Raw genomic sequence first — 13259 nt, 5'->3', positions numbered from 1 at the left:
TGCGGCGGGAACCCGCCGCTGATGGTCGACCCGTACGCTGACCCGCTCGCCGACCAGGGCGTCGAGCAGCACGGTGGTCGATCCGTCCGCGCATACGAGCATCCTCGTCTGGGGCGGAGCCGAGGAGAATTGCTTCAGCCGATCTGTCATGTCATGACCCTCCCGGGCTGCGGGCGGACCGGCGCATGCGGACTCCTGACGGATGGTGTCATTTCCGGACGTTTGCCGGGAGCGAGTTCCGGAAGCGGTGGGGCATGCGGTGTTCGAATGCACAATGTTGTGCAGTTGGACACCGGCGGAAGGGCCGCCCGGATACCCGGGCTCACCGCCGTTCGAGCTTTCTGACGAACTCCTCCAGGTGGGCCGTGCACACTCTCATGGCCCGTGCGGCGATTTCGGCGCAGTGCTCGGGGACGCTGTTCACCACGATCGTGTGGTTGGTACCGACCACCATGGTCAGGCGCAGCCACTGAACCAGCATGCGGCCCGCCTCGGTGTGCCGCACGGACGGGTCGCGGGCCAGAAGCGCCAGGTCGTGCAGCAGCCCCGGGTCGGGCACCTGGCCGTTCTTACCCGGCGAGCCGGCCGTCGGCCGCCGTGCGACGGGTTCGCCGGAATTACGCTGACGAATGGTGCGGCGCCGCACGTCCTGGGCGGTCGATGGCGAGATGTTCGCCGCTCGCGCGATCTGGCGCAACGAGGCGTGCGGGTTCTCCTTGAGGAATTCCTCGGCGATCCTCCGGTTCTCCTTGGGGTTCACCGGCCTCGCCCGTCCGTCCACCCCGATCCGGGACTGCCTGGACCTGCCCGGTGGAAGCTGCTGCCGAATCCTGGCGACCGTCTGCTGGGCCAGTCCGGTGTATTTTGACAGAGCCCGGTCCGACATCGCCGGAAAGGTCTTGATGATTCTCTCCGCGGCGGCCCTGCGGTCCTCGCGGGTGAGGGGAAGACCGTGCTTCGTGTTCGACTGAACGGCGAACAGAAACGCTTCGCTTTCACTTCCCGAGAAGTAGCGGGCCCGGATGGTGGTGTCACCGCGCTCGGCCCTGGCCCGCAGACGATGCATGCCGTCGATCACGCGCAGGGATTCCTTGTGCACGATGATCGGTTGGAGTTCGTCGTCCAGTTCCGCTATGGCTCGCACATGTTTCGTGTTCTCGCCGTCGAGGCGAGGGGAATCCGCGGGCAGCAGGGAACCGATGGGCAGCAGCACACATTGGTCACTGAGGTACCGCTCCAGTGGAAGGAAGTGATCGGCAAGGTCCTCATGCGATAGGTCAGGAACGGTCGACATGATCCCCCAGAGGGTGATGGGCGCCGGTCGCAGAAAAGGCGTTGAAAAGGCGTTTCGTTTTCCCGCGCTTCTGCCCGACCCGTTCTCCGACACCATCCTTCGTGAGCCTGCACACGATGTGCAAGTGGTTGCCTGGTTGTCCGCACAGCGGGCAACCCCGAGGCCGCGCCCGCCACTTCCCGGGTCCGTCTCACCGGCGGCGGAAATCGCCGCCGCTGTTCTACTCTCATACGGGGGAGACATATGGTGGCGGCACCTGGCGGCGCACCCTCATCGCCGGACCTCGCGATCCGAACCGCCGCCCGTGGTGCGACGGCCACGCCTTCGCGGTGGCCGAGCCCGTTCTTCCGTACCGGCCATCAAAGACCGGCCATCAAAGAAGGGACGAGCCATGCCCCAAGTCCTCACTCGGACCACCGTCGGCATCGTCGGCGCGGGGCCCGCGGGCCTCATGCTCTCGCACCTGCTGGCCCGCGCGGGGATCGACTCGTTGGTGGTCGACCACCGGACCCGGGCCGGGATCGAGGCCACGAACCGCGCGGGCATCCTGGAGGCCGACAGCGTGCGCCTGCTGACCGGCACCGGGGTGTCCGACCGGGTACGCCGCGACGGTCAGCCCCACGCCGGCATCGAGCTGCGCTTCGGCGGTGAGAGCCACCGCGTGGACTTCCAGCGACTGGTGGGGGAGAGCGTGTGCCTCTATCCCCAGACGGACGTGTTCGCCGACCTCGCGGATGCCCGCGAGCGGGACGGCGGACGCGTGCACTTCGGCGTCTCGGGGACCCGGGTGGTGGACCTGGCCTCCACCAGGCCGGGGATCCTGTTCACCGACGCCGACGGTGTGGTGTGGGAGGTGCGCTGCGACATCCTGGTGGGTGCGGACGGGGCGCACGGCGTGTGCCGGTCGGCGGTGCCCGAGACGGCGCGCAGGCACTTTTTCCGCACCTACCCGTTCGCCTGGTTCGGTGTCCTCGTCGAAGCGCCGCGCAGTGCGGCCGAACTCGTCTACACCTACTCCGAGCGGGGTTTCGCGCTCATCAGCCAGCGCACCGAGTCGGTGCAGCGCATGTACTTCCAGTGCGACCCGGACGAGGACGCGGCGGCCTGGTCCGACGACCGGATCTGGGCGGAGCTGCAGGCACGGGTGCGCGGCGCGGACGGATTCAGCCTGCGTGAGGGGCCGGTGACCGACCGCTCCGTCCTGCGGTTCCGCAGCTTCGTGTGCGAGCCGATGCGCTACGGCGCCATGCTGCTGGCCGGGGACGCCGCGCACACTGTTCCGCCCACGGGCGCCAAGGGTCTCAATCTCGCCCTGGCCGATGCGCGGGTGCTCGCCGAAGTGGTGGAAACCGCCCTCGCCAAGCGGGACTTCGCGGTCCTCGACGAGTACGGACCCAGAGCGCTGCGGCGCGTGTGGCGGGCCCAGCACTTCTCCTACTGGATGACGACGATGCTGCACCGCCTGCCCGGCTCCACGGACTTCGACGTGCGCCGCCAGCTCGGCGAGCTGGCGGCGGTGGTCGGCTCCAGCGCGGGATCCGCCTACCTCGCCGAGGGCTACACCGGCTGGCCCGAGCCACGGCGCCGCTAGCGGGACCCCTGCCATGGCCAGAGCGGGACCCCTGCCATGGCCAGAGATTTACGGCAGGTGTTCAGGCTTCCTATGAAGGCGGAATAAGTGCAGATTTGAATTAATCAGAATCTGATTTGTCCGGTTGTGGGTCATGGGTGATCGGAGGATCATTCCTAGGACGCGCGATCCGGCCTGGGTGGCTGCTGAGCGGGATGACCGACCGGCGAGGCACAGCGCATCCGGGCCACTGCGCGGGTGTGGCCACACTTGAGTCCTGGCGGTCTGCGTGCGCCCAGGAACGTGACCGGGGCGCCGCTCATGGTGGACAGGGGGAGACGTGTCGGACGTGACAGGCGCCACGGCGGCTAATGGTCGTTTATTGCAACGGCTCCGAAAGGAAGCCGGTCTGTCGTTGCTGAGACTGGCCGAGCTGACGCATTACAACAAGGGCCACCTGTCCAAGGTCGAAAATGGCAGAAAGCCGATGAGTATGGAACTGGCCCAGGTGTGTGATCAGGTCCTGGGCACTCGCGGCGCACTGACCGAGCACGCGTATGCCACGGCGGCCAGAAGTCGGGGCGACAGATTGCCCCTGGCCCAACTCCCCGCCGCGCCGCGCCACCTGCACGGCCGTACCCGCGCGATGGCGCGCCTGGAGCGGTTGCTGCTGGGGCGGTCCGGCGCCCCGGGCGGGGTGCCCGTGGTGTGCGTCGACGGCATGCCGGGGGTCGGCAAGACGGCCCTCGCCCTGCGGTGCGCCCACGCCGTCGCGCACCGGTTCCCCGATGGAACGCTGTTCGCCAATCTGCGCGGTGACGACCGCCCGTTGGAACCGGGGGACGTCCTGGGAAGTTTCCTGCGGGCACTGGGTGCCCACCCGGACCGCATCCCCGACGACCAGCAGGAGCGGGCCGCGATGTACCGCTCCCTGTTATCGGGCCGGTCGGTCCTGGTCGTGCTGGACAACGCCACGGCCTCGGCGCAGGTCCAGCCGCTGTTACCCGGGTCCGAGGGCTGCGCGGTGGTGGTCACCAGCCGCCAGCACCTGACCGGACTGCTGGTCTCGCCCGCGCAGGCGACGCGCCTCACGCTCAGCCCGCTGGCGCTCCCGGACGCGGTGGACCTGCTCCGGTCCGTGATCGGCGACCAGCGGGCCGACGCGGAGCCCACGGCACTGGCCGGTGTGGCGATGCGGTGCGGCTCCGTACCGCTTGCCCTGCGCATCGCGGCCGTGTGGCTGGCCGCTCACCCTCGCCTGAGCATCGCCGACTTCAACCGCTACCTCACGGTGGACACCGGCCGCCTCGCCCTGCTGTGTGCCGGTGACGACGAAATGCAGGCCATTCAGGGGACGTTCCCGGAGCAGCGCGGGCGGGCCGGATCGCGGTCGTCCGGCTGTTCCGACTGCCGGGACTGTGCCGACGCCCATGGCGGTGGGCCCGAGCCCGTGGTGGTGGCGGGATGACGCGGTGGGCCCCTCGGCCGTCAGGGATGGCCGGTACGGCCGGACGCGGGTGAGGACGAACGACGTACGGAGGGCCGGCGCCAGCAACGACGACGTACTCGCAGACGCCCTCGGAGACATCCTCGGAGACGCCGAGTGCCCCGTCCTGGCCGAGCGGCACGCGTCTTCGGTGGCCACCCACCGCCGCCCCGTCCCGGGCAGGATGCTCCCGGCCCGGGACGTCCGCCCGGACACCCGGCCCGGCCCGCGGCTCCTACGGCCAGGCCCGCGCCCCGCTCGACCGGCACACCGCCCTCGCGGGCCCGGGGCCCGGCCGGGAGCTACCCGGTCCTGGCCGCCCTGTGCCCCGGGCCGCGGGGCTCCCGAGCACTCTCCGCTCAGCCGGCGCCGAACGCCTCCTTGACGGTCAGCGTGTCCTCGTACAGGTGCATGCGGACGATCCGGTTGTCCTCGACCACCAGGTGCATGGCCACCGGTGTGGTGAACTCCTTCCCCGTGGCCACGACGGTGTGCGTGAAGACCGCCAGCAGCACCACGTCACCACCGTCGACGATGACGCGCTCCAGCACGACCTTGCTCCTGCCGGGGGCGAAATGCGGCCACATCGTGGTGAAGTACGGCGCGACCTCCTCCCGGCGGGTACGCCGCCCGGTCCAGGGCAGCGCGTCACTGCCGGGGACGTGCCAGTCGATCTCCTCGGCGAACAGTTCCTGGATGCCGTCGGGGTCCTGCCTGCCGAGGCGCTCCAGGAACTTCTCGGCCACGGTCCGCGAGGTCTGCGTATCTGTTGCCATCGCCCTTGTCCTTCTTGCCTTTCTTGTTCTTCTTGTTCTTTGGCTGTTCGTTCGCTGAGGGAGGCCGGGACGGCCGCGGCGGCCCCGGCCGTCCCGGTGATGTGCCCGGACCCTGCGCGCGTCGGATGCGTCCCGCGTCGCCGGTTCGCCGCCTAGAGCTGTGTGGCGCCGCCGTCGACGAACAGTTCCGCGCCGGTGGTGAACGTGCTGTGGTCGCCGGCCAGGTAGAGGGCGGCGGCGGCGACCTCGTCGGGACGGCCGGCGCGGCCGAGCGGGGTCGGCGGGGCGGGCTCGGCCGTGGTGGGCCGGTCGTCGTGCGGGAAAGCGGCGAGGAGGTCGTTCAGGCCCGGGGTCTCGACGGGGCCGGGGGTGAGGGCGTTGACGCGGATTCCGCGGCCGGTCAGTTCGGCGGCCCAGGTGCGGGCGAGGCTGCGGATCGCGGCCTTGGTGGCGGCGTAGACGCCCAGGCCCGGGGTGGCCCGCAGGGCCGAGCTGGAGGAGAGCAGTATCACCGAGGCCCCGGCCGTCAGCAGCGGCAGCGCCTTTTGGACAGTGAAGACCGTGCCCTTGAGATTGATCGAGGTGGTGCGGTCGTACTCCTCCTCGGTGATCGCGCCGAGCGGGGCGTAGTCCCCGACCCCGGCGTTGGCCACCACGATGTCCAGGCGGCCGCTGCGGTTCGCGATCTCGGCGAAGAGCCGGTCGAGGTCGCCGAGGTCCGAGGCATCGCCCTGGATGGCGATGCCGCGGGCGCCGACCTGCGCGGCGGCGGCGTCCAGTGCGGCCTTGCGGCGCCCGGTCAGGTAGACGGTCGCGCCCTCGGCGGCGAACCGGCGGGCGATCGCCAGGCCGATGCCGCTGGAGGCGCCGGTGACGAGGGCGGTCTTGTCGTCCAGCTGTCCCATGAGACTCTCCAATTCCTTGATGTAACCATTTTTGTTACAATGAGGCCGCGGGGTGTGATCCCCTCGGTCAGGGGACGTCGACGGTCCGAGGTCAGACGGCTTTCAGGACGTCCCGCAACACGTCCTCCAGTGTGGTCTTGGCCAGCTCCCTGCGCAGGGCGGCCTCCACGTCGTCGTATACGGCGGTCAAGGCCGGCCCGATGCCGTGGCCCACGACGCACTCGGGGTTCGGTGCCGCGGGATGCAGGGCGAAGATCGGGCCCGGTTCGATCGCCTGGTAGACGTCGAGCAGAGTGATCGCCGCCAGGTCCCGCGCGAGCATCCAGCCCGCCCCCGCCCCCCGCCGCGAATCGGCCAGGCCGGCCTTGCTCAGCTTGGCCAGCAGGCGGCGGATCACCACCGGGTTGGTGTTGACGCTCGTCGCGATCTGCTCGGAGGTGGCGACCTCGTGGCCGCGCCGCTGGTACAGCCCGATCCAGGTCAGGGCGTGTGCCGCGATGGTCAGTCTGCTGTTGGCGCTCACGTCGGACTCCACCTCCCTCGCCCCTCGGCTTCTGGTCGTAACCATAATTGTTACAACATCATGCGGCAAGTCCTGGCGGGGCCGGCCGGACCGGCCTCGTCAGCCCAGTGGCTGGGCGCTGCCGATCGCGGGCACCGCCCAGCCCGCCACCCTGCCGGTCACTTCTCGCAAGGTCTGCTCCGCGTTCGCGACGCCGGTCACCCGGGCGGCCGGGAAGGCGCGCCTTCAGACCTGATTCGTGATGGAGGCCCGGAAGCGGTAGCGGTCCCCTCGGTAGACCTGGACGGTCAGTTCGATCGGGCGGTCCGCCTGGTTGGAGGTCAGCTGGGTGGCGACGAGCATCGGCATGGTGTCGCCGATCTCGAACAGCTCGATCTCCCGTGATGTCGGGTGGCGGGCCTCGACCGAGTAATCGGCGACCCGGGGCAGTTGCGGCGGGTCGGCGGCGCGCAGGGTGGCGTACAGCGAGGCCGTGTTGAAGTCGGTCTCGGCCAGGGCCGGGCAGGCCGTCAGTGGGAGCCGGTTGTGCTCGAGCACCACCAGCAGGTCGTCGAGGAAGCGCAGCCGGTGGAGGTCGAAGAGGTCGGCGCCCGGGGCCATCCGGAGCTGTTCGGCCTCGGACACCGTGGCCGGGCGAACGGTGGCGGAGAGAACCTTGCTGGTCGCCGTCAGTCCGTTGGCCTGGGCGTAGTCGGCGAACCCCTGGATCTGGGGGGCTGCTGCGGGGGGCGCCGCCGACGGATCGGGGAGCCGGCCGAGTTCGGCGACGAACCACCCGCGCGACGACGACGGTCGCACGATGCCTCGCGACTGCAGTTGGGCGAGGGCGGCGCGCAGGGTCACGCGCGAAACGCCGTACCGGGTGACCAGGGCCCGCTCGGAGGGCAGCCGGTCGCCGGGACGGGCGGCGGCGGTGCGCAGGTCGTCGAGCAGCTGCGCGGCGGTGCGCTCGTACAGCGGGAGGGCGTCGTCGGCGAACAGACCTCTGGGCATGGGCGTCCTTGCATGGGGCATACCAGAAGCATACCGGTTCAGTCGATGGCTGGGCCAGTCACCCGGGGAACGGTCCGGCGCCTTGGCGCGCGGGCGTGGTCCGCGCGCTGTGGGGCGCTCAGCGACCCGGGGAGGACAGCGGCGCGCCCGGTGATACCGAGTAAAAGCCATTGACATGCCACTCGCAGACCACCTAGGTTCTTTGCGCAGACCATGCGGGTGATGAAGGAGTGGTCCATGGGTCGTCCACCTGTCCAACGACGCGTACACCCGGCGCCATGACCTCGATCCGGTGAAGGAACCACGCCGGTCGGTCACGTCGGCAGGCGTCCTCACCGTGTCCGCCCACCACCGGGGCCCGGTGGCGGAACTCCGGCGTCTTCCCGGGCCCGGCGGATGCGACGACGCGCGGTCGGCGCCCTGTCATGTCCGCTTCGCGCGGACCGTCGCGCCGCACTCCTCCCTCCGTCCAGGACACCGGCCTGGCAGCCCCGATCCCGCCTCCGAGTTGCGAGACCTCATGTACCCACCCCGCGTCGCTGCCGCGATGCACGCCGCCCAGCCGCACGCCGGCCCGCTGAGCCACGCCGCGCTCCAGCACCCGCGATCCGCGTCCAGCACATCGTGGGGAGAAAGGCGATGAAAGAGCAGAGAAGCTGGGTGATCTACGCCTCGCTGCTGGTGGCTTTCTGGGGCACGTGGGGCGCCCTGTCGAACCTGTCGACACAGAGGTACGACTACCCCGACGAAATGGTGTACGTCATCTGGGCGCTGACCATGCTCATCCCGGCCGGTTTCGGCCTGCGCCGGGAAGCCTTCGACCGCCGGCCCATCGCCGCCTGGTACGGGCTGATCGTCGGTCTGACCGGAGCGGGCGGCCAGCTCCTCCTCTTCCAGGCACTCAGCATCGGTCCCGCCTACCTGATCTTCCCGATCACCGCGCTGTCCCCGGCTGTCACCGCGTTGATGGCCATCGCGTTCCTCCGCGAGCGCGTCACCGCACTGTCGGTGGTCGGGCTGGTCGCCGCGCTGGCGGCACTGGTGTTCTTCAACATCTCGGACACCAGCGGCGAAGCCGGCGCGGGCACCTGGCTGGTCCTGGCGATCGGCATCCTCATCGCCTGGGGTGTGCAGGCGTTCTTCATGAAGAAGGCTGCCACGGTGGGCGTCAACGACGGGACGACGTTCGCCTACATGACCATCAGCGGACTGCTGCTGATCCCCGTCGCCTTCCTGATGATGGGCGGATTCCCCACCGGCTTCCCCTGGCAGGCTCCCGCCCTCACCGCCGCGACCCAGGTACTCAACGCGATCGGCGCGCTCTTCCTGGTCATGGCGCTGAGCAGGGGCAAGGCAACGGTTGTGGCCCCGTCGACCAACGCTTTGTATCCGGTTCTCACCGTCATCCTGTCCCTGGTGATCTACCAAACGGTGCCATCGATGTACGCCGTGATCGGCATTGTGCTCGCGATCGGCGGCTCGACTCTGATGATCTACAGCGATGAACGGAACGGCGAGGCCCCGTCCTCGGACCTGTACGCCGAGCCCAAAGGGAGTTCGACATGACCGATATGAACCGGCGCACCGTACTGAAGGTGGCGCTGGGCGGCGCCGGCCTGGCCGCCCTCCCCGCCGTGGCCGCGGGCGCCGCACCCGCGGCCGCCGCGCCGAAGCGTGATGCCGACATCGTCGGGGTCGGCGACACCTCCATCACCCTGGAGTTCGACGACACACTGCGCAGCCGGGTGGCCCTGAAGGACGTCAGCGTGACGCGCTTCGACGCGAGCGAGGTCCTGCTCCTGGGCGATACGGCGGTCGACGAGTTCACCTACCGCGGACACGAGACCCGCAAGACCCGGCATCCCCGGCACGGCGCCGGCGTCGAGGTGACCGTCCGGGGCAGCTCCGCGAGCGGCGTGCGGAAGACGGTGAAGCTCACCTCCTTCCAGCGCCTGACCGGGATGGTCGTGATGAAGGTGACCTACACCAACGTGTCCGGTCGCTCGCTGAAGGTCACCGGGTGGCGCAGCGGGGCCCATGAACTCCTGGAGGTCCCCGGCGGCTTCTACACGTTCTCGGGCACCACCTACACGGATCGCCGCGACTGGGTGCGGCCGATGACGGACACGTTCCACGAGGAGAACTCGCTGGGGATGGACTCCTCCGACTACGGCGGCGGCACCCCGATGGCGTCCGTGTGGCGTCCGGGCGCGGGTCTTTCCGTGGGGCATGTGGAACCCGTGGCGAAGATCCTGAGGCTTCCGGTGCGCAGGACGGACGGAGGAGCGAGCCTCGCGGTCGAGGGCGACACCCGTGTCACCCTCAGGCCGGGCCAGAAGCTGACCACCGACACCACGTTCCTGACGGCCCTTCCGGGCGACCACTTCATGCCGCTCCAGCGCTATCGGGACTACATGGGCGACATCGGCCTGAGCGCCCCCAAGGCCCCGAAGACAGCCTTCGACCCCATCTGGTGCGCCTGGGGATACGAGCGCGACTTCACCCTCGAGGAGGTCGTCGCAACGCTTCCCAAGGCGCGTGCGGTCGGGCTCACCTGGGCCGGGCTCGACGACGGCTGGCAGACCAACGAGGGCGACTGGGACCTCGACCCGCGGAAGTTCCCGCGGGGCGACGCGGACATGCGGGCCTTCACCCAGCGAGTCCGGGACGCCGGCATGCTGCCGCGGCTGTGGTGGGCCCCGCTGGCGGCGGACCCCGACAGCAACCTGTTCCGGGACCACCCCGACATGCTCCTGCTGGACCGCCACGGCAACAAGCAGAAGGTGACCTGGTGGGACTCCTGGACCCTGTGCCCGGCCTACCAGCCGACGGTGGACTACTTCGTCGGGCTGGTGAAGAAGTTCATCGGCGACTGGGGCTATGAAGGGCTCAAGGCCGACGGCCAGCACCTCAATGCCGTCACGCCCTGCTACAACCCGGCGCACCGGCACGCCCGTCCCGAGGAGTCGACCGAGGGCGTGGCGCGGTTCTGGAAGGCGGTGTACGAGGCCGCGAACGAGGTGAAGCGGAACGCTCTCCTCGAACTCTGCCCGTGCGGAACCGCCTTCGCCTTCCACAACCTGCCCTACGTCGACCAGTTCCCGGGCTCGGACCCGGAGTCGTCCTACCAGGTCCGCAGCAAGGGCAAGACGATGAAGGCGCTGATGGGCGAGGGCAGCAGCTACGCCGGCGACCATGTCGAACTGAGCGACAACGGTGATGACTTCGCCTCCAGCTACGGTATCGGAGCCGTCCTGTCGACCAAGTTCACCTACCCGGCGGGCCCGGACGACTCGATCGTGCTCACCCCGGAGAAGGAAGCGCTCTGGCGCAAGTGGGTGAACCTGTACGAGGAGAACATGCTGTCCACCGGTGAGTACCGGGGCGAGCTGTACGACATCGGTTTCGACAAGCCCGAGGCGCACGTCGTGGCCAAGGGAGCGACCCTGCACTACGCCTTCTACGCCCCCCAGTGGGACGGGCCGGTCGAGCTGCGCGGTCTGGAGCGGGGCAGGTACCGCTTGACCGACCCGTTCACCGGAGCCTCACTCGGAACCGTGGATGCCCGGCACAACACCGTGCGGCTGGGCTTCGAGCGGTTCCAGCTCATCATCGCCGAGCCCATCGGCTGATCCGGTCCCCGAGGTCGGCGACGCCCCGGCACCCGTCGGTATGTTAACGGCGTACGAGTGGTGATTCAGGGGGTGCGGGTGTGGACGGATTACGGGTTTCGCCGTGGAAGCGGTACGGGCACGACCGCCTGTACGTCAACCTCCCGGGCGGCGAGAAGGTCGCATGGTTCGACCGCGGCACCGGGAAGTTGAACGTCTTGGTCGAGGAGTACCGGGATGCCGTTGTCGAGGTTCTGGCGCCGTACCTGACAGGCACGGCGGCCTCGGCCACCTCGGCTGCCGCAGCGCACCCCGGCCACGGCCGGGGTGCGCTGCGCCCGGAGGACGATCTCGCGGCCAACCGGCCGGGCAGCGCTGTGCGGGCGAAGCTCGATGAGCTTGCCCCGGGCATCGTGGCCCGCTTGGTGACGATGATGCTGGGGCGGCGGTCCGAGACGTACGGCTGGCGGAAGGGCTTGGCGGGGGAGCGGCGGGTGGGCGCGGAGCTGGAGCGGCTCACCCGCAAGGGCTGGCGGGTGCTTCATTCGATACCGCTGCCGCGGGATGTGGACATCGACCATGTACTGATCGGCCCGGGCGGCGTCTTCAGCGTGAACACGAAGCACCACCGCGGCTCCCGCATCTGGGTGGGCGACGACTCCGTGAAGATCGGCGGCCAGTCGTACCCGTACGTGCGCAAGAGCCGCGCCGAGGCCAGGCGTGCGTCCCTGGCGCTCACCCGGGCGTGCGGCTTCGCCGTCGACGTCCGCCCCGTGCTCGCTTTCGTCGACGCCGGCACGATCACGGTGACCCCCTCCCTGCGTGATGTGCTGGTCGTCCGGCACAGGGAGTTCTCGTCGTTCACGCGTCTGGAGGAGGTGTGGGCACCCGGGGAGATCGGTCGCATCTACGACGCGGCGCGGAACCGCCGGACCTGGCGGAACGCCTGATGCCGCGCGCACGCCCCGGAACCCGGGTCGTCAGCGTGCCCTCACTCCCCTGCGGCGGATCCGCCGATAGGCGAAGACCGGCGAAGACCGGCGAAGACCGGAGGAGAGCGAGGGCTTTGGTGGACGCGGGGAGGTGTCAGACGGCCGCGGCGGCCATCCGGTGCAAAAGACCCGCCACCAGCGCGACCCGGTCGGGGATGTCGTCGACGATCACGTGCTCATGGCGGGCGTGGGGGCCCGCGCCGCTGCAGCCGAGCCCGTCGAGGACCGGCACGCCGAGCGCGGCGATGAAGTTCGCGTCGCTGCCGCCGCCGACGCTGATCGGCTCGAGGGGCCCGCGCAGCTCGGTGGCGACCTCGTCGGCCAGGCCGAACAGGGCCTCGCTCGCCGGGGTCAGACGCATCGCCGGGCGGTTCCACTCCCCGCCGACGCGCACCTCGACGCGCGGATCGCTGGGCCGGAGCGCGGCCAGGACCTCGTCGACCCGGTCGGCTTCGTCCTGGCGCCTGACGCGGACATCGACGAGGCAGTGCGCGCGGCCCGCCACGACGTTACGGGCGGTGCCGCCGTTGAAGGTGCCGATGTTGATCGTGGTCCCGGCGTCGGGGTCCGCCGCCGCGGCGAGCCGGGTGACCAGTTCGGCGAGCGCGTGGACCGCGCTGGCGCCGGCCGCGGGGTCGTTGCCGGCGTGGGACTCGATACCGGTGGCGGTGAGGTGGAAGGTGCCGACGCCCTTGCGTTCGGTCTTGATGTCCCAGCCGACTCCGGGTTCGAGTACCAGCGCCGCCGCGCAGTCGCGTGCCGCGTCTTCGATGAGGGGCCGCGACTTCGGGCTGCCCAGCTCCTCGTCACCGGTGAACACGAACGTCACCGTCGGGTGGGGCAGCCCCAGGGCGCGCAGCGCCCGCAGCGCCCAGACTCCCGTGACGAGTCCGGCCTTCATGTCGTAGACACCCGGCCCCCGGGCTGTCCCGTGCTCCACGGTGAAGGGCCACTCGGCCAGCGTGCCCGCCGGCCATACCGTGTCGTAGTGGCAGACCAGCAGCACCGGCTTCCCCGGGGTGCCGGGATACGTCGCCGTCAGCACATCACCGTGCTCCGCCTGCTCGTGGCGGATCCATTCGGCCGGCGGGCCAGCCGGTCCTCCACCC

Annotated in this window: 11 protein-coding genes; 5 read left to right on the top strand and 6 right to left on the bottom strand. The window is 70.0% G+C overall.

The features are described 5' to 3' along the window. Positions 1-322: 322 nt before the first annotated feature. Entirely contained in the window at positions 323-1294 is a 972-nt protein-coding gene (locus tag AXW62_RS03190) for a ParB/RepB/Spo0J family partition protein (protein WP_159060801.1), read from the bottom strand. Positions 1295-1685: 391 nt separating this feature from the next. On the opposite strand from AXW62_RS03190, the gene AXW62_RS03180 reads away from it, so the two are divergent. Together AXW62_RS03180 and AXW62_RS03175 are read left to right on the top strand one after the other, a co-directional pair. Further along, positions 1686-2885 (top strand): 4-hydroxybenzoate 3-monooxygenase, encoded by a 1200-nt coding sequence (locus AXW62_RS03180; protein ID WP_060943140.1) that lies wholly within the window; start codon positions 1686-1688, stop codon positions 2883-2885. 319 nt (positions 2886-3204) lie between these two features. Next, positions 3205-4332, top strand: coding sequence for a helix-turn-helix domain-containing protein (locus AXW62_RS03175; protein ID WP_079105588.1), 1128 nt, complete (start codon positions 3205-3207; stop codon positions 4330-4332). A 377-nt stretch (positions 4333-4709) separates the two neighbouring features. On the opposite strand, the gene AXW62_RS03170 is transcribed toward AXW62_RS03175, so the two are convergent. From AXW62_RS03170 to AXW62_RS03155, 4 genes are all read right to left on the bottom strand, one after another. Continuing rightward, on the bottom strand, positions 4710-5126 hold the full coding sequence (locus tag AXW62_RS03170) for a nuclear transport factor 2 family protein (protein ID WP_060943138.1): 417 nt from the start codon (positions 5124-5126) through the stop codon (positions 4710-4712). Between the two features lie 152 nt (positions 5127-5278). Next, entirely contained in the window at positions 5279-6031 is a 753-nt protein-coding gene (locus AXW62_RS03165; protein WP_060943137.1) for an SDR family NAD(P)-dependent oxidoreductase, read from the bottom strand. A gap of 91 nt (positions 6032-6122) precedes the next feature. Then, the gene (locus tag AXW62_RS03160) at positions 6123-6554 is read right to left on the bottom strand and encodes an Rrf2 family transcriptional regulator (protein ID WP_060943143.1); all 432 of its coding nucleotides are present in this window, start codon (positions 6552-6554) and stop codon (positions 6123-6125) included. Positions 6555-6779: 225 nt separating this feature from the next. Next, on the bottom strand, positions 6780-7547 hold the full coding sequence (locus AXW62_RS03155) for a GntR family transcriptional regulator (protein WP_102884948.1): 768 nt from the start codon (positions 7545-7547) through the stop codon (positions 6780-6782). Positions 7548-8186: 639 nt separating this feature from the next. Between AXW62_RS03155 and AXW62_RS03150 the strand changes: the two genes are divergently transcribed. The 3 genes from AXW62_RS03150 to AXW62_RS03140 all read left to right on the top strand — a co-directional run bounded on the left by AXW62_RS03150 (position 8187) and on the right by AXW62_RS03140 (position 12108). Beyond that, complete coding sequence (locus tag AXW62_RS03150; protein ID WP_060943135.1) at positions 8187-9113, top strand: DMT family transporter; 927 nt, start codon at positions 8187-8189, stop codon at positions 9111-9113. After that, positions 9110-11179: a glycoside hydrolase family 36 protein gene (locus tag AXW62_RS03145; protein WP_060943134.1), complete on the top strand. Its 2070-nt coding sequence runs from the start codon at positions 9110-9112 to the stop codon at positions 11177-11179. Before AXW62_RS03150 ends, AXW62_RS03145 begins: the two co-directional genes overlap by 4 nt. Positions 11180-11259: 80 nt before the next feature. Then, positions 11260-12108, top strand: a complete 849-nt coding sequence (locus AXW62_RS03140; protein ID WP_060943133.1) for a nuclease-related domain-containing protein — start codon at positions 11260-11262, stop codon at positions 12106-12108. A gap of 136 nt (positions 12109-12244) precedes the next feature. Here the strand turns inward: AXW62_RS03140 and AXW62_RS03135 are convergent. Further along, a partial coding sequence (locus AXW62_RS03135) for a M20 family metallopeptidase (RefSeq protein ID WP_060943132.1) occupies positions 12245-13259 on the bottom strand: 1015 nt, incomplete at its 5' end.

It is taken from the genome of Streptomyces hygroscopicus subsp. hygroscopicus (assembly GCF_001553455.1).
GTDB lineage: Bacteria > Actinomycetota > Actinomycetes > Streptomycetales > Streptomycetaceae > Streptomyces > Streptomyces hygroscopicus.
Note: the sequence above shows the minus strand (reverse complement) of the source record. Positions and strands in the feature narration are given on the sequence as shown.